This is a genomic window from Ochrobactrum sp. P6BSIII (genome assembly GCF_014138065.1).
Classification (GTDB): Bacteria; Pseudomonadota; Alphaproteobacteria; order Rhizobiales; family Rhizobiaceae; genus Brucella.
On sequence record NZ_JACGXB010000012.1, the window covers coordinates 1 to 15,279 of the forward strand.

The following is a 15,279-nucleotide window of genomic DNA, read 5'->3' on the forward strand; positions in this document are numbered from 1 at the left end:
TAGGAACTTGACCACTACTATCGACCCGAAACATAACTAACAGGCGGGTCAATTCTCGGCGCAAATGCCGGGTCACTTCTCAGTACAAATCAACACGCACGTCAAACACCATGCCGTGATGATCTCACCGCAGCGCAGGCAGTCACCCAATGTAGCGTTCGTGCTGAATGTACCCATGACAGCCTCCAAGGCGGCACGGATTACAGTAAGAACGAAACGGAAACAAATCACATTCTTTATGGAGGTAAGCTATGAGCCGTAGAGCGGTTGCAGCCTCGGTTGACCTTATTTCGCGGGCCATCAAAGGCGCGAAAAAGGGAGGCGTAGAAATAAAATCTATTCGAGTTGAACCCAACGGAGCCGTTGTGATTAACGGGGATAACGGGGATTTCTCTGAACAACAGTATATTGAAGGAGCGAACGGGTATCTCTGATGGAGAACATGGCGCGTCACCGATACCAATACGTTCAGAAACAGACGACCAGACACGGGCGCGTTGTCTGGTACTTCCGTATTGGTGAAGGGCCACGCACTCGAATGGTTGGCGATTACGGCTCGCCGGAGTTCGTTTCTCAGTGGCGTGGGTTAATTGCAGGTGAAGAGGCCGGAACGGCTAGCGCACCATCGAAATTCACACTTCAATGGCTTGTGACCAAGTACGAGGCTTCGGCTGCGTTTAAGGCGCTAGCGCCAAGCACTCAGCGCATGCGGTCCAATATCCTGAAAGCAGTTTGTGAAACGGGCGGCAAAATGCTGGTTTCTCAGGTAACCCGCAATACGATCGCTGCCGGGCGCGACAGGCGCGCCGACACCCCATTCGCCGCGATAAATTTCATGAAGGTGATGGGCTACCTTTTCGAATGGGCGGTGGATGCAGGATATGCCCGCGCCAATCCGGTAAGGGATGTGAAGCGACCGAAAGCGAAGGTCGTAGGTCATACACCGTGGACATACGAAGACGTTGCCAAGTTCTACGATAAGCACAAGCCGGGATCGATGGCGCGCCTCGCGATGGATTTGCTTCTGTTTACAGGCCTGCGTCGATCAGACGTTTATCGCCTTGGTCCGCAACACATCCGGAATGCTGTGATCGAGTTTAGGGCGCAAAAAAACGATGAGCCGCTTTTCATCCCGGTGCACCCTAGTCTTCAAAAGTCGATAGATGCTTGCTCGATAAGTCACATGGCGTTCCTGACCACGCCAGTACAAGGCCGACCGTTCAAGAGCGAATCATCGTTCGGCAACTGGTTTGCTGAAGTGTGCGACGAGGCGGGGGTATCAGGTCGCGCCCATGGCTTACGCAAGCTACTGGCTCAGATCGTGGCGGAAAGCGGCGGCAGCAATGCCGAACTGAAGGCGCTTTTTGGCTGGACGACCGATGCCATGGCGGCACATTACATCAAGAATGCGAACGCAAAAAAGCTGGCTCAATCAGGCGCAAAGAAACTAAAGAAGAACATGCCATCCCCTCACCTAGAAACCAAAGCCCCACACCTTAAAAAAGGTTGAGCTTTTTCAGTTGGTTACAAGGGGAAAAAGAAAGAGTGGCGATCCCGGCAGGATTCGAACCTGCGACCTACGGCTTAGAAGGCCGGTGCTCTATCCAGCTGAGCTACGGGACCTCGTCTTTTAAAAGTCGAAGACATTTGCAGCGATCCGGGTTTCAGCGAAATCCAGAGCGGTGGTAACCCGGCCTTAGCGTGAACCACAAGGCCGGGAAAGCTGTCAATGCGTCCAGGGCATCGTGCGGTCGAAGCGGAAATTGTCCGAATAGGACACTTTGCGGCGCTTCGGTTCATTCGGCTCGGAAACGCGATAGGCAATGCCATAGCGCTTTGCATAGGCAATAGCGTCTTCCTGGCTATCGAAAGCGAGACGGATCTGGCTTCTCATGTCGCCTGACGACGTGTAGCCCATCAATGGCTCGACCTTGCGCGGGCTTTCCGGCTCGTATTCGAGGATCCATTGATCTGTCTTGGCCTGACCGGACTGCATTGCAGTCTTAGCTGGACGAAAAATGCGTGCAACCATTTGAAGAACCTTGGACTATGCTCTTGTCGCCCCGTGAGGGCTCTGAATTTCAACAAGGCAATAGTAGACCCACCAATCCATGTCAACGCGATAAAGACGCGCGGTTCAAGCCAAGCACAGGATAGCTCGGTTTTTCAGATCAATCATGGTGGGGAAAAAATGGTCGGAGCGGCAGGATTCGAACCTGCGACCCCCTGATCCCAAATCAGGTGCGCTACCAGACTGCGCTACGCTCCGTGGCCCTTTCGGACGTTGAGTTCCCTAGAGAATTCGCTTTCCTAAGGCAAGAGCTATTTTCAAACTTTCATAAAAAAATCGACGGGTTGACACATAACAGGACCAGACACCCCTAAAAGTCCCCGTAATGCCGCGACCAGCGCCCGCAGCGGGTCCAAAACACAAATGGCAAAGGGAGGTTCACAGGTGCAAACCTCCCTTTGAACGCACCGGCCTGCGACTCGCAAGACCGGTGCAGATTCGTGGATAAAATCAGTCTTCGGAGCCGTAAGCGTCGAAGTCGAAATATTTGTCGTTGATTTCCTTGTATTTTCCGTTCGCACGGATAGCCTTGATGGCGGCATTGAACTTTTCAACCAATTCCGGCCGCCCCTTCTTCAAGGCGACGCCCACGCCCACACCATGAATTTCCGGGTCCGGCGGATAAGTGCCCACCATCTTGCAGCACGCGCCATCCGGCGTCTTCAGCCATTCGGCAAGCGTGACGCTGTCGTCATTGGCGGCATCCAAACGACCATTGGCGAGATCGAGGCGATATTCTTCCGCCGTCGGATAAGCCTTGATCGTGCTGTCGGTAAAGGCATGCTCGGCATAATTGGCATGTGTGGTGGAAACCTGAACGCCGACCGTCTTGCCTGCCAGGTCCGCCTTGGTCACGCCCTTGATATCGCTATCCTTCGGAACGGCAATGCCTGGAGGCGTGTTGTAATATTTGTTGGAGAAGTCGACCTGCTTCTTGCGTTCTTCCGTGATCGACATGGACGACACATAGGCATCGAATTTATCGGCCTGTAGCGCCGGGATCGTCCCGTCCCATTCCTGCGTGATGAAAGTGCATTCAGCTTTCATCTCATCGCAAAGCGCTTTCGCGATGTCCACGTCGAAGCCTGACAGGGTGCCATCGGGGTTGATGAAATTGAACGGAGGATAGGCGCCTTCTGTGCCGATGATGAGTTTCAGTGGCGTTTCGGCATTTGCGGCAGTCATTGCCATCCCGCCGATCGCAGTTGCCATGGTCGCAATTGATGCAGCCAAAACGATACGTTTCAAGACACGCATAAAAGTTCTCCCAATTTACGTTGACTGGTTCCCTTATTGATGTGCCGACCCAGCCGCCGGCAGGGTGTTCACAACAGTCAATGCAAATTGACGACTCGCAGTGCCTTCCCCCGCCCTATCAATAGATGTTTCTTTGAAATCTGGACAATGTCTTTTCGTGCGAAGGCTTCAGTATCGATCAGACCGAAGCTTCGCGCGCCATTCGCGTCAGCAAAAAAGCCCGTCACGCCGCTGCATCGGCGACCAGCGGCGAAGGACTATACGCTCTGTCTACCCGGTTCTATCCAAACAGCCCGACAAACATCCAAACGACGATGGATGCCATCAGACTGGCAATCAACACGGTAAGAACCTGGGTTCCCTGCCTGCCCTGACGAACATTCTGTGCCTCGAATTCCTTCGGCGGCAATGCGCGCGTGACCATGACAGCCTCCTCTCAAAGAGGCCTTTTATTATGCGCTGGAATAACGACGAAAAAGCGGCTGCTAACAGCCTGTAATGCCCCGACAAAACACAGTTCTGACGTTACGTCAGAACATGAAACACAGTCTTGTTTCGCGCTTGAATAGCATCTCCATGCCTAAAGTAGCAGACACCGTAGAATTGACAGCCCTGGTAAAGTAAGTTTACCAATCAATCGTCAGCATAAGTCAACGATCGGCAATAGGCACCTCCGGGGAGAGGATGGCTGTCCATTGCCTATGCATCGGCACGCAGACCGATGAAGCATTTTGCATTGAAGAGAGGAACGTTTTCAGTCCAGGAAGGGAGGAACCATGCCCTGGAATCAAGTATATGACCCTTTGGGCAGCATGTTTTGGTCAACATTGCTCGCCGCTTTGCCAATTGTCGTCCTGCTGGGCGGCATCGGCTTTCTCCATATGAAGGCCCATACTGCAGCAATACTCGGTCTTCTGACCGCTCTCGTCATCGCCGTCATTGGATTTGGAATGCCCGCCGACAAGGCCGGTGCAACAGCCGTCTATGGCGCAGCCTACGGCCTGCTGCCCATCGGCTGGATCATTCTGAACGTCATTTTTCTCTATCGCCTCACCGAACAGACCGGGCAATTCAACATCCTGCGTGATTCAATCGCCGGGATCACGCCGGATCGTCGGCTCCAGCTTCTGTTCATCGCCTTTTCCTTCGGCGCCTTCTTTGAAGGTGCGGCGGGCTTCGGCACGCCAGTGGCCGTCACCGCCGCCATGCTCATGGGGCTGGGCTTTGCCCCTCTCCCGGCGGCAGGCCTGTCGCTGATTGCGAACACCGCCCCCGTCGCCTATGGCGCACTTGGAACACCGGTCATTGCGCTTTCCGCCGTGACCGGCATCGACCTCCTGCAGCTATCCGGCATGATCGGGCGGCAATTGCCATTCTTCTCGGTTATCGTGCCCTTCTGGCTGATATGGGCTTTTGCCGGGCGTAGAGGCATGCTGGAAGTCTGGCCTGCCTTGCTGGTTGCCGGTGTCGCCTTTGCAGTTCCGCAATATCTGGTTTCAAACTTCCATGGTCCGTGGCTGGTCGATGTGATTGCCGCCGTCTGTTCCATGGCAGCGCTCGCCGGATTTCTGCGGATATGGCAGCCGAAACGCATCTGGACGTCCACCAGCCTCGATGCGGATGAAGTCGCCGCGCCCTATACACCGCCCCAGCAACATGCGAGCGGCACCGTCTTCCGCGCATGGCTGCCATGGTTGATCCTGTCGGTCTTCGTGTTTCTATGGGGAACGCCGCAGTTCCGCACATGGCTCGACTCGCTCTGGGTGCTGAAGGTTCAGGTGCCTTATCTGCATAATCTGGTGTTCAAGGTGCCGCCCGTCGTCGCCGAAGCCCATGCAGAGGCGGCGGTCTATACGCTCAACCTGCTATCGGCCACCGGATCTGGCATTCTGCTCTCTGCCATCGTGGCGGGACTGGTTCTCGGCTTCAATCCGTTCAAGCTTCTCAGGGAATATGGCAAGACCGCCTATGTGGTGCGCTTCTCGCTCATCACCATCGCGGCCATGCTGGCGCTTGGCTATGTCACGCGCTATTCCGGCACAGACGCCACGCTTGGCCTTGCTTTCGCGCAGACCGGCTGGGTCTATCCGTTCTTCGGCGCAATGCTTGGTTGGCTCGGTGTTGCGCTCACCGGTTCGGACACGGCATCAAACGTGCTTTTCGGCGGATTGCAGAAGATTACCGCCGAGCAACTTGGGCTGTCGCCGGTGCTGATGGCTGCGTCCAACTCGTCGGGCGGCGTCATGGGTAAGATGATCGATGCGCAGTCTATCGTCGTCGCCTCCACGGCAACCCAGTGGTACGGCCATGAGTCGAAAATCCTGCGCTATGTGTTTTTCCACTCGATTGCACTGGCATCGCTCATCGGCCTTCTCGTGATGGCACAGGCCTATCTGCCACCATTTACCCATATGGTTCCGGCAGAAACCCTGCCCGCCGTAACTCACTGATCATACGGTCAGACCATCAACAGCCCACGCAAGCATCAGCTTGCGTGGGTTTTCTTTATCGGAACCGATGCCATTTTCAGACGTTCCATCCTTATCGATCATTATGAGGAGTTACACGTGAACAGAAACGGGCTTTATCTGATTATCGGCGCGTTGATCGTCGTTGCGGCTGGTCTGGCTTTCTACGTCTATCGCGAAGAAACAAAACCCGCCGGGATTGAGTTGAAAATCGGAGAAGGTGGTGTTTCCGTTCAGGAAAATTGAGGTCTGAAAAGGTTATAAACATATAAACCGATTTAGATTTCAAACGCTTACGCTTTGTGATGCAACGTTCTGGACAGCTCCGTGTTATTTGCTTCGCCAGATGAACGGAGGATCGAAATGAGTATCCAGACTGTTTCCGATGAACTTTATCGTCGTCACGAACGCGAATGGGCCCAGTGGCGCGACGCAGTTGAAGAGCAGGAATCGAACCAGAAACAACAGGATAAGGTTTCCGGTGAAACTTCCTGTGACGGCAAGACGTCCGGACACTGATTAGCTTCTTCACAATGAATTAGAGACGCCGCGCCAGCGGCGTTTTCTATTTGGTGGCCCAGCCATCGCCCGATCATCCCCAGGTAACGAAATGCGAAGGAAGACTTGTTAGCGTCTAGCCATCGCGATTCGAACAGGGGTCAGACATATGGCTGCACGGAAGCCCGCCCGAAAGGCTGCACCGAAAAAGAGGTCCCGCACTGCCAAGGGCGGATCTGGTTCGTCTGCGCCCGTTCTGGCGCTGGCAGCGATCCTCGGTCTCGGCGCTTTCAGCCTGTGGGCCACATCGCAGCACAAGAGCCCGCAGGACGCGCTGGTCGCTCTGTTCCAGCGTTCCGCGACCAATCCATTCGCCTCGACCTCGCCCCGTACAGAGAGCAAGCCGACCCTTAGCGCCAAGGCTCCAGAAACGGCCACGGCGTCAAAGGACAAGGATTACGGTGCTGCCGTTGGTCCTGTGCCGCGTCCGTCTGCACCCGTTGCACCTGTCGTGCAGAAGCCCGTTCAGCAGGCAGCAGTGCACGCCCCCACTCAAGTGACCGTTCAGGCGCCAAAGCCTCCACGTCCGGCCAATCAGGTCGTCGCGTCAGCGCCGACCGGCCCACATATGATGCCGCCGCGCGGCGTCAACACGCCTGCGCATTCACCTTCGGTGGTCTATGCCCGGACGCAACTGACCATTCACAAAAACGCGTGGGATAAATCGGCAGCTATCGGTACGGTGGAAAAAGGGCGCGAGATGCGCTCCTACGGTAAAACCGGTCGCTGGCATCGCATCATTGTTCCGAAGACCAATATGATCGGCTGGGTGCATGAGGATCAGCTTGTCGGCGGTCGCAACAAGCCGGACAGTGCAACGCTGATTACCGGTTCAGTGACCAAGAAGCCGGAAATAGCGAAAAGCGCGCCAGTGCAGACGCAGTCCCGCATCGTCCCGCCCAAGGCGGTTGGGGACAAGAACTAAGCTTTTTGGGCCTCGATAGCCATGGCTTCAATCTGCGGGTCGCCGGGGAGATATTTAAACCCGGCTGCGATCAGCGACGACGTATCCGCCGTCAGATCGCCGAATAGCTGCTCATAAAGCCCTTTTTTGCCGAGACCCGTCAGCAGCAAGCGCATCAGCACTGGCGGAACAGAGACAAGCCGCGTCGGACGCCCCATGGCGCGGCGGGCGATGGTTACCAGCTCGCGTGTTGAACGTGGTTTAGGTTCTGCGAGATGGAACACCCGTCCCGCGACTGTCTCGGCAGGAGCTTGCGACAGGAATACAAGTGCGCGGGCGGCATTCTGCAAGGACACGAAGCTGCGCTGGTTGTTCGCCATACCGAAAGGCAGCGGAAATGCGCTGTCGCAGAGTTTCATCAGAGCCCTGAGATTGGCGCGCGCGCCGGGACCGTAAACGAGCACGGGACGTGCAATCACAATCTCGATGCCGGTCATTGCCAGCAAAGCCGCTTCCGCTTTTGCCTTGGCGCGTCCATAGTCATCATCTGCCCTCGGAGCCAGCGGCATTTCGGGCGTGAGCGGTGACGGGTTTCCGGCAATCGTGTAGATGGTCGAAACGAAAATGAAGCGTTTTAGGCCCGCCTGCTTTGCCTTTTCGGCGAGTTCGACGGTCAGCCGATGATTGACCGCGTCGAAGGCATCGGCATCGGGTCGTTCCGCGCCCGTGCGATGCGCAAGGGCTGCGCAATGCACGACGGTCTCAATGCCTGAAAAATCCGCATCTGCCAGATCGTTGCGAGAGAGGGGCGTGACCTGATGCCCATCGTCATGCAGCTGCCGCGTAACCGCGCTGCCGATATACCCGCCTGCCCCCGTGACGACTATTTTCACCGTCAGCCTGCCTTGTCGCCTGTTTGGCCGCTCGGCTGGCCGTCTGCATCGGCCAGAACCTGTGCCGCCAGCGCCCGTGTGATGCGGGTCTTTTGTTCCAGTGCCGCCCGGTCGAGCTTGTCGACGATCTGGATTGCAGACAGGAGCGAACGCTCAATCCGGCTGACCAGATAGGTCACGACATGCGGCTCGACGCTCACCTGACGGTCCGCAAACAGCTTATGAATAACACCCGACAACAGCAAATCGTCCGGCTCGGCGATTTCAACCACGGTTGCCGCTTTCAGCCGCGATGCGAGATCAGGCAGCTTTACGTTCCAGTTCGCGGGCCACAGGCGCGACGTCATCAAAAGTGACGGCCCGAAACCCTGCGCTGCATGTTGACGAACGCTGTTGATCAGATGAAACAGACCCGTTTCATCAAAGGGCGCGCCACCAATATCGTCGATCAGCACGGCACGCTCCGCCGCAGCCTGAACGATTTCATCCGTAATGCGTGTTGGATCGACCAGAAGCGCGTCCGTGCCCGCGCGCCAGATTTCGGCCAGATGCGTTTTGCCCGCGCCGGTAGGCCCGGCCAGAATCGTCACCGGCGACACCCAGTTCGGCCAGCGGTCGATAAGGTCGACCGCTGCACGGTTTGAACCCGTGACGATCAGATCCTCGCGGTGATAACCGGGCTGGTGTTCGAGATTCAGCGGAATCTGACGCGGGGCGTCACGCATCGCTGCCTCCCGCACACCCGTCCAGATTGCGGTTCAGTCTCATTTGTCCTTGCCTGCATTCGGGCCTGCATTCTCGCCTGCCTCGATCAGCGGTCCCGCATCCGGGTCGCGACGACGAAAGGCAGGATCGTACATCGGTGAATTGAGATAGCGATTCAAGGCAAAACGCACAAGCACCCCGACTGCCGCCGCAGCGGGTACCGCGACCAGCATTCCGGTAAAGCCGAACAGTGAACCGAACGCGAACAGAGCGAACATGAGCCACACCGGATGGAGGCCCACCGACGAGCCGACCAGCTTGGGCTGGAGGATGTTTCCTTCCACGAACTGGCCGATGAAGAACACCGCCGCGACGGCGCAGATCATGATCCAGTCAGGCCAGAACTGCACCAGCGCCACACCAATAGCGAGTGCCAGACCGACAAAAGAACCGATATAGGGAATGAAGGAGATCAGACCGGCAAAAAAGCCGATCAACAGGCCGAAATTGAGCCCTGTGAGGGTCAGGCCGAGAGCATAATAAGTACCCAGAATGAGGCAGAGCGTGCCCTGCCCGCGAATGAAGCCTGCAACCGCTGCATTCATTTCGCGCGCGATCTGGCGCACCGTATGAAGCTGCGCGCGCGGCACCCAGGAATCAATGCGGTTGACCATGCGGTCCCAGTCGAGAAGCATGTAAAAGGCAACCACTGGCGTGACCACGAAAAGCCCTGCAATATCGATCAACGATTTCCCCGAATTCCACAGGGATTGGAGCAGCGTGGTCATGAAACCAGCACCCTGCTGAAGCAGCGCGCTGAGATTTTGCTGAATGACCGAACTGTCGATACCGATATATTTCTTCAGCCATTGCGAGTTTTCATTGGCGAGCAACGACTGCAACTGGGTGATATAGCCCGGCACTTTGGAAATGAAATCAGCAAGCTGGGTAGCCAGAATGGGCACGATGATCATCAGGCCAACGACAAGTGCAATCAGGAAAACCAGCAGGATGACGACGGTTGCCGTCATGCGCGACAGGCCGAAGCGCTGAAGCCGGTCAGCCACCGGGTCGAGGAAGTAAGCCAGCGCCATGCCAGCCACAAAGGGCAGCAGAACCGAGCTGAAAACCACCAGAAACAGCACGAACACGGCCATTGTCGCGACCCAGAACATCGCCTGACGCCGTACCGTCGTGCCCGTAAAACCGCCAACCTCGACATTGACGTGGATATTGCCGTCCGAGGCGATGGCATCCTTTTGACGAATGACTTTGCTGCCGCTATCAGCCGAAACAGCGGCGCCAGTTCTGTTCGTACCCGTCTTGGTGCTCGTCTGGCGTGTCGGCGTCGGTTTCTTGACCATATGGTTCCGTTCTCTGCAAAGACCTGCTGGCAAAACAATATCAGAATTGCATTACCGTCACCTTATCGCTGATGCACGGCTCATTCTTTAGATAAGAGTAGACCGGGCTGTGCGAAATGCAAAGCCAGTGCAACAGCCGTCTATATTGACGCGGACATGACCGGTCCTGCGAAAAACTGGGCAGATTCCAGCGGAGTTTTGCGCTTTTCCCGCTTCTTGACCTTGCGGGCAAAGCCATCTCGTGTCATTGCGCGCAGGTGGATAGCACCCAGTTTCAGGAGCAGGCCATGACCTCGGAAAACAAGCTCGCCGGCCACAATGGCCTGACCTATGCGCAGGCAGGTGTCGATATCGATGCCGGAAACCTGATGGTTGAAAAGATCAAGCCGCTCGTCCGTTCGACGCGCCGTCCCGGTGCGGATGGCGAAATCGGCGGTTTTGGCGGCCTCTTCGATCTGAAAGCGGCTGGCTTCAAAGATCCCGTTCTGGTTGCCGCCAATGATGGCGTGGGCACCAAGCTGAAGATCGCCATTGACGCCGACAAGCACGACACAGTGGGCATCGACCTTGTCGCCATGTGCGTGAACGATCTGGTCGTACAGGGCGCAGAGCCGCTTTTCTTCCTCGATTATTATGCAACCGGCAAGCTGTCCCCCGATCAGGGCGTAGACATCGTTGCAGGCATTGCAGAAGGCTGCCGTCAGGCAGGCTCTGCACTGATCGGCGGCGAAACCGCTGAAATGCCCGGCATGTATCGCGATGGCGATTACGATCTGGCCGGTTTCGCCGTGGGTGCGGCAGAGCGCGACCGGCTGTTGCCGCGCGGCGATATTGCCGAAGGCGATATCATTCTCGGCCTCGCCTCTTCCGGCGTTCATTCCAATGGCTTCTCACTGGTGCGTCGCATCGTTGAACTATCCGGCCTCGGCTGGAAATCCGATGCGCCATTCCAGCCGGGGTCGACGCTGGGCGAAGCGCTTCTCACTCCGACCCGCATCTATGTGAAGCCGCTGCTTGCAGCCATCCGCGCTTCCGATGGCATCAAGGCGCTGGCGCATATCACCGGCGGTGGTTTCCCCGACAATATTCCGCGCGTTCTGCCGGAAGGTCTGGCTGCCGAAGTCAATCTGACAGCAATTGCCGTACCGCCGGTCTTCTCCTGGCTTGCCAAAACTGGCGGCGTGGAGCCTGTCGAAATGCTGCGCACCTTCAATTGCGGCATCGGCATGATCGCCGTCGTCACGCCTGAAAAGGTTGACGAAGTGGTCGCGGCCCTCGTTGCTGAAGGTGAACAGGTCGTCACCCTCGGTCGCATGATCGCACGCGAAAAGGACGGCGTCGTCTACAAGGGCACGCTGGCGCTATGAGCCGTAAACGGGTCGTCATCTTCATCTCCGGCAGCGGCTCCAATATGGAGGCGCTGATGCGGGCTGCACAGACACCCGATTTTCCGGCGGAAATCGTCGCGGTCTTTTCCGACAAGGCAGAAGCAGGCGGCCTTGCCAAGGCGCAAGCCGCTGGCATTGCCACGCAGGTTTTCAAACGCAAGGATTTTGCATCGAAGGACGAGCATGAAGATGCCATCCTCGCCGCATTGGCCGCATTGAAGCCGGACCTTCTCTGTCTTGCTGGCTATATGCGGCTTCTATCGGGGCGCTTTATCGCGCCTTATGAAGGACGCATCCTCAACATTCACCCTTCCCTGTTGCCGCTGTTCCCCGGCTTGCACACGCATCAGCGGGCCATCGACGCCGGTGTAAAGCTTGCGGGCTGCACCGTGCATCTGGTGACGGAAGGCATGGATGAAGGCCCCATTCTGGCCCAGGCCGCCGTGCCGGTCATCGAAGGCGACACCGCCGACACGCTGGCCGGACGCGTTTTGAAAGCTGAACACCGGATCTATCCGCTCGTTCTGCGGCAATTTGCAAACGGCCGGAAGGATGTCGATGCGTCTCTTCCCGACGCCATGATTGTGAGCGCCTGACGGCGCTTATGCGCGACAAATTCATCACACCCCAAGTTTTTTGTTAATAAAACTTTAATTTCCCGCAAAAAGCTCTAATTCTTGATTGTAACGGAACTTGCTTCGGCAATCCCCGTTATTGAGACGAGCCCATTCAGACCCGTCTCTTTCAATATGTGTTCAAGAAGAGGACAAGATCATGTCTCTCCGTTTTTCGACTTCCTTCCTGTCCGCAATGGCCGTCATTTCCGGCATTGCTGTCACCGCTCCCGCCATCGCGGCAGACTTCGTAGCTCCTCCCGCTTCGGGTCGCACGCAGCCGCGTTCGGAAGTCGGCACTCTGACCTGCGACATTTCCCCGGCGATCGGTGTGATCATCGGCAGCCAGCAGGATGTTGATTGTGTGTTCCGCCCTGTGCGCGGTCGTGGTCCTTTGGAACACTACACCGGCACCATCACCAAGCTCGGCGTTGACGTCGGCTTCATCAATGGCGGCACTGTTGCCTGGGCCGTCTGGGCTCCGACCGTTCGTCCGGAAGGCGCGCTCAAGGGTCGTTATGTCGGCGCTTCGGCCAATGCAGCCATCGGTATCGGCTTCGGCACGAACATCCTGACCGGCGGTTCGTGGAAGACGATTTCGCTGCAGCCGATTTCGGTTCAGGGCCAGCGCGGCCTCAATGCAGCAGTCGGCGTTTCCCGCCTGCGCCTGAACTACGCCGGTTAATCGTTAGCCTGCTTTATGAAAAAGCCGCGCCGAAGACATTCGGCGCGGCTTTTTAATTGGAATTTGGTGACCTTTAACATGATCCGGTCACCACGCTTCCCCCTCATCCTGAACTTGTCGAAGGACGAAGACAAGCGCTGTGCGTTTTCCCTCGCCCTTCGAGACGCCGTTTTCAACGGCTCCTCAGGATGAGGGAAAAGATTGAGTGGCAGCTTAGACCATTGCTCCTCAGCCCAATTTTCTAATCCAGATCTTGGTGTCATGCACAGCCAGACCGCCATAGGGAGCGGCAGGCTCGGCGCCGATCAGTGTGTTGATCCCCTCACCGCGCTCGAACGACGCATTGGGGAAAATGCCTTCCGACACCACCACGCCGCGTTTTTGACCAGCGCGCAGCACAGCATGCAACACCACTTCGCCGCGATGATTGCCGATCTCGATCCGCTCACCATCGGCAATGCCCAATTCCGCCGCATCATCCGGATGGATCAGCACTTCAGGCCGGATTTCCTTGGCAAGCGAAGTTGGCGTTTCAGCAAAGGTCGAGTTCAGAAAATTATGCGCCGGTGATGTCGCGAGCCGGTACGGATGCTCGGCATCTGCCATCTCGATCACTTCCCAGTAATCCGGGAATTCCGGGATCGACTCGAACGGACCTTGCAGGCCCATGACTTCCGGCGGGCGGTCCGGTGCGGGGCTTCCTGTCCAATCGGGGCGGAAGCGGAATTTGCCATCGGGCCATTTGAAGCCCTTGATGTAATGCGCTTCCTCAAAAGGCGGCTGCTTGTCGATGAAGCGTCGCTCTTTCAGTTCGTCGAAATGCGGCAAATCACTATTGGCGTTCATATTGTCGATCAGCGTGCGCTCATCGACAGAAAAGCCCGGAAGATGACCAACGCCCAGCCGGTTGGCCAGTTCGTTGATGACGAAAATATTCGGTCGCGCCTCAGCATAAGGTTCGATCAGCTTTGGTCCGAGCACGACATGCTGCTGGCCGCCGCCGCGATAAATATCGTCGTGTTCGAGGAATGTGGTGGCAGGCAGCACGACATCGGCCATTTTGGCCGTATCGGTCATGAACTGCTCGTGCACCGTGACAAACAGGTCCTCGCGCGCAAAACCTTTGCGGACGAGACGCTGTTCAGGCGTCACATTCATCGGATTGGTGTTCTGGATCAGCATAGCCATGACGGGCGGGCCGTCATAAAGCGCCTCGCGATCGCCGGTGAGGATGCGTCCGATCTTCGACTGGTCGAGGAAGCGGATGGTCTTGTCCTGCATCGCCCGGCCTTCAATCTCGCGCTTGTCGAATTTGAAGATGTTGGCGTTCGAGTGAAACGCGCCACCGCCTTCATGAAGAAAAGCGCCGGTGACGCAGGCAATCGACGCCGCGGCATGCATGTTCACTGCGCCATTGCGCTGCCGGGTGAAGCCATAGCCGAGGCGGAAATAGGTCCGCTTGGTCTTGCCGACCAGATGCGCAAAGGCTTCGATTTCCTCAACCGTCAGCCCTGTAATCGCCGACGCCCATTCCGGCGTGCGGGAACCGAGATGCGCCTCCAGCCCCTTCGGATCGTCGGTGTAACGTTCCAGATAATCACAGTCGGCAAGGCCATCGCGGAACAGAACATGCATCACCGCACAGGCGAAAGCGCCATCGGTGCCGGGCTTGAGCACGATGCCCATATCGGCCTGCCGCACGGTCGCATTGGCATAGATGTCGATGACGACGATCTTCGCACCGCGCTCTTTACGCGCACGCACGGCGTGGGTCATGACATTGACCTGCGTGGCGGCGGCATTGGTGCCCCAGATCACCACCACATCGGCCTTGCTCATCTCACGCGGGTCGGGGCCGATCAGGCTTCCTGTTCCGGCGAAATAGCCCGTCCAGGCCATATTGGTGCAGAAGCTGTCGAACTGATTGGAGTAGCGCTTGGCAAAGCGAAGACGATTGATGGAATCGCGCTGAACAAGCCCCATCGTGCCCGCATAATAATAGGGCCAGACGCTTTCACTGCCATATTCGGCTTCGGCTTTCAAAAACCGTTCGGCAATCAGATCAAGCGCTGCTTCCCAGGAAGCCTGTTTCCATTCGCCTGCGCCCTTAGCGCCAGAGCGCACCAGCGGGTGCTTCAGACGGTCTGGGTGATGAACGCGTTCGGCATAGCGCGCGACCTTGGCGCAGATCACGCCAGCCGTATAGCTATTGTCCTTCGCGCCACGCACACGACCGATGGTGCGCTCGTCCAGAAGCTCGATATCGAGCGCACAGGTGGACGGGCAGTCATGCGGGCAAGCCGAATGGCCGATCTTGATATTGGATTTGGAAACTTGCTCGTTCATATTTCTTTATTACCGCAAGCGCTCAC

General features: G+C 57.0%; 15 protein-coding genes and 2 tRNA genes. 8 read left to right on the forward strand and 9 right to left on the reverse strand.

Features of this window, described 5'->3' with window-relative positions; all coding sequences use genetic code 11:
• The first annotated feature begins 433 nt into the window (after positions 1-433).
• Positions 434-1,510 (forward strand): tyrosine-type recombinase/integrase, encoded by a 1,077-nt coding sequence (locus FHW00_RS16800; RefSeq protein WP_078340766.1) that lies wholly within the window; start codon positions 434-436, stop codon positions 1,508-1,510.
• A gap of 36 nt (positions 1,511-1,546) precedes the next feature.
• Here the strand turns inward: FHW00_RS16800 and FHW00_RS16805 are convergent.
• From FHW00_RS16805 to FHW00_RS16825, 5 genes are all read right to left on the reverse strand, one after another.
• Positions 1,547-1,623, reverse strand: a tRNA-Arg gene (locus FHW00_RS16805).
• Positions 1,624-1,726: 103 nt separating this feature from the next.
• Positions 1,727-2,032: an ETC complex I subunit gene (locus FHW00_RS16810; RefSeq protein ID WP_078340765.1), complete on the reverse strand. Its 306-nt coding sequence runs from the start codon at positions 2,030-2,032 to the stop codon at positions 1,727-1,729.
• A 160-nt stretch (positions 2,033-2,192) separates the two neighbouring features.
• Positions 2,193-2,269: transfer RNA gene (locus FHW00_RS16815), tRNA-Pro, on the reverse strand.
• A gap of 252 nt (positions 2,270-2,521) precedes the next feature.
• The gene (locus FHW00_RS16820; RefSeq protein WP_078340764.1) at positions 2,522-3,328 is read right to left on the reverse strand and encodes an ABC transporter substrate-binding protein; all 807 of its coding nucleotides are present in this window, start codon (positions 3,326-3,328) and stop codon (positions 2,522-2,524) included.
• Positions 3,329-3,608: 280 nt separating this feature from the next.
• The gene (locus tag FHW00_RS16825; protein WP_162762641.1) at positions 3,609-3,752 is read right to left on the reverse strand and encodes a hypothetical protein; all 144 of its coding nucleotides are present in this window, start codon (positions 3,750-3,752) and stop codon (positions 3,609-3,611) included.
• 352 nt (positions 3,753-4,104) lie between these two features.
• Here FHW00_RS16825 and FHW00_RS16830 point away from each other — a divergent pair, with 352 nt between their 5' ends.
• The 4 genes from FHW00_RS16830 (at position 4,105) to FHW00_RS16845 (ending at position 7,279) form a co-directional block, all read left to right on the forward strand.
• Positions 4,105-5,778: an L-lactate permease gene (locus tag FHW00_RS16830; RefSeq protein ID WP_078340763.1), complete on the forward strand. Its 1,674-nt coding sequence runs from the start codon at positions 4,105-4,107 to the stop codon at positions 5,776-5,778.
• A gap of 117 nt (positions 5,779-5,895) precedes the next feature.
• Entirely contained in the window at positions 5,896-6,042 is a 147-nt protein-coding gene (locus tag FHW00_RS16835) for a hypothetical protein (protein ID WP_113533966.1), read from the forward strand.
• Positions 6,043-6,159: 117 nt separating this feature from the next.
• On the forward strand, positions 6,160-6,315 hold the full coding sequence (locus FHW00_RS16840) for a hypothetical protein (protein WP_167836021.1): 156 nt from the start codon (positions 6,160-6,162) through the stop codon (positions 6,313-6,315).
• Positions 6,316-6,463: 148 nt separating this feature from the next.
• Positions 6,464-7,279 carry a hypothetical protein gene (locus tag FHW00_RS16845; protein WP_078340762.1) on the forward strand — a complete coding sequence of 272 codons (816 nt, stop codon included), beginning with the start codon at positions 6,464-6,466 and terminating at the stop codon, positions 7,277-7,279.
• On the opposite strand, the gene FHW00_RS16850 is transcribed toward FHW00_RS16845, so the two are convergent.
• Genes FHW00_RS16850 through FHW00_RS24570 form a run of 3 tightly spaced genes read right to left on the reverse strand, consistent with a single transcriptional unit; the run spans position 7,276 to position 10,220 of the window.
• Positions 7,276-8,151, reverse strand: a complete 876-nt coding sequence (locus FHW00_RS16850; RefSeq protein WP_078340761.1) for an NAD-dependent epimerase/dehydratase family protein — start codon at positions 8,149-8,151, stop codon at positions 7,276-7,278. The genes FHW00_RS16845 and FHW00_RS16850 overlap by 4 nt on opposite strands.
• A gap of 2 nt (positions 8,152-8,153) precedes the next feature.
• Positions 8,154-8,876, reverse strand: coding sequence for a DnaA regulatory inactivator HdaA (hdaA, locus tag FHW00_RS24565; protein ID WP_078340760.1), 723 nt, complete (start codon positions 8,874-8,876; stop codon positions 8,154-8,156).
• A gap of 39 nt (positions 8,877-8,915) precedes the next feature.
• Positions 8,916-10,220, reverse strand: a complete 1,305-nt coding sequence (locus FHW00_RS24570; protein WP_078340759.1) for an AI-2E family transporter — start codon at positions 10,218-10,220, stop codon at positions 8,916-8,918.
• Between the two features lie 287 nt (positions 10,221-10,507).
• Here FHW00_RS24570 and purM point away from each other — a divergent pair, with 287 nt between their 5' ends.
• The 3 genes from purM (at position 10,508) to FHW00_RS16870 (ending at position 12,907) form a co-directional block, all read left to right on the forward strand.
• A complete protein-coding gene (gene purM, locus FHW00_RS16860) occupies positions 10,508-11,587 on the forward strand; it encodes a phosphoribosylformylglycinamidine cyclo-ligase (RefSeq protein WP_078340758.1) in 1,080 nt (359 codons plus the stop codon).
• Positions 11,584-12,204: a phosphoribosylglycinamide formyltransferase gene (gene purN, locus FHW00_RS16865; protein WP_078340757.1), complete on the forward strand. Its 621-nt coding sequence runs from the start codon at positions 11,584-11,586 to the stop codon at positions 12,202-12,204. Before purM ends, purN begins: the two co-directional genes overlap by 4 nt.
• A 178-nt stretch (positions 12,205-12,382) precedes the next feature.
• Positions 12,383-12,907, forward strand: coding sequence for a DUF992 domain-containing protein (locus FHW00_RS16870; protein WP_078340756.1), 525 nt, complete (start codon positions 12,383-12,385; stop codon positions 12,905-12,907).
• Between the two features lie 228 nt (positions 12,908-13,135).
• On the opposite strand, the gene FHW00_RS16875 is transcribed toward FHW00_RS16870, so the two are convergent.
• Positions 13,136-15,253, reverse strand: a complete 2,118-nt coding sequence (locus FHW00_RS16875) for a molybdopterin oxidoreductase family protein (protein WP_078340755.1) — start codon at positions 15,251-15,253, stop codon at positions 13,136-13,138.
• Positions 15,254-15,279: the final 26 nt, after the last annotated feature.

What these genes read in the sequence shown, in the direction of transcription:
- FHW00_RS16800 (WP_078340766.1), top strand. Translation starts at nt 434, where the DNA reads ATGGAGAACATGGCGCGTCACCGATACCAATACGTTCAGAAACAGACG.
- FHW00_RS16810 (WP_078340765.1), bottom strand. Translation starts at nt 2,032, where the DNA reads ATGGTTGCACGCATTTTTCGTCCAGCTAAGACTGCAATGCAGTCCGGT.
- FHW00_RS16820 (WP_078340764.1), bottom strand. Translation starts at nt 3,328, where the DNA reads ATGCGTGTCTTGAAACGTATCGTTTTGGCTGCATCAATTGCGACCATG.
- FHW00_RS16825 (WP_162762641.1), bottom strand. Translation starts at nt 3,752, where the DNA reads ATGGTCACGCGCGCATTGCCGCCGAAGGAATTCGAGGCACAGAATGTT.
- FHW00_RS16830 (WP_078340763.1), top strand. Translation starts at nt 4,105, where the DNA reads ATGCCCTGGAATCAAGTATATGACCCTTTGGGCAGCATGTTTTGGTCA.
- FHW00_RS16840 (WP_167836021.1), top strand. Translation starts at nt 6,160, where the DNA reads ATGAGTATCCAGACTGTTTCCGATGAACTTTATCGTCGTCACGAACGC.
- FHW00_RS16845 (WP_078340762.1), top strand. Translation starts at nt 6,464, where the DNA reads ATGGCTGCACGGAAGCCCGCCCGAAAGGCTGCACCGAAAAAGAGGTCC.
- hdaA (WP_078340760.1), bottom strand. Translation starts at nt 8,876, where the DNA reads ATGCGTGACGCCCCGCGTCAGATTCCGCTGAATCTCGAACACCAGCCC.
- FHW00_RS24570 (WP_078340759.1), bottom strand. Translation starts at nt 10,220, where the DNA reads ATGGTCAAGAAACCGACGCCGACACGCCAGACGAGCACCAAGACGGGT.
- purM (WP_078340758.1), top strand. Translation starts at nt 10,508, where the DNA reads ATGACCTCGGAAAACAAGCTCGCCGGCCACAATGGCCTGACCTATGCG.
- purN (WP_078340757.1), top strand. Translation starts at nt 11,584, where the DNA reads ATGAGCCGTAAACGGGTCGTCATCTTCATCTCCGGCAGCGGCTCCAAT.
- FHW00_RS16870 (WP_078340756.1), top strand. Translation starts at nt 12,383, where the DNA reads ATGTCTCTCCGTTTTTCGACTTCCTTCCTGTCCGCAATGGCCGTCATT.
- FHW00_RS16875 (WP_078340755.1), bottom strand. Translation starts at nt 15,253, where the DNA reads ATGAACGAGCAAGTTTCCAAATCCAATATCAAGATCGGCCATTCGGCT.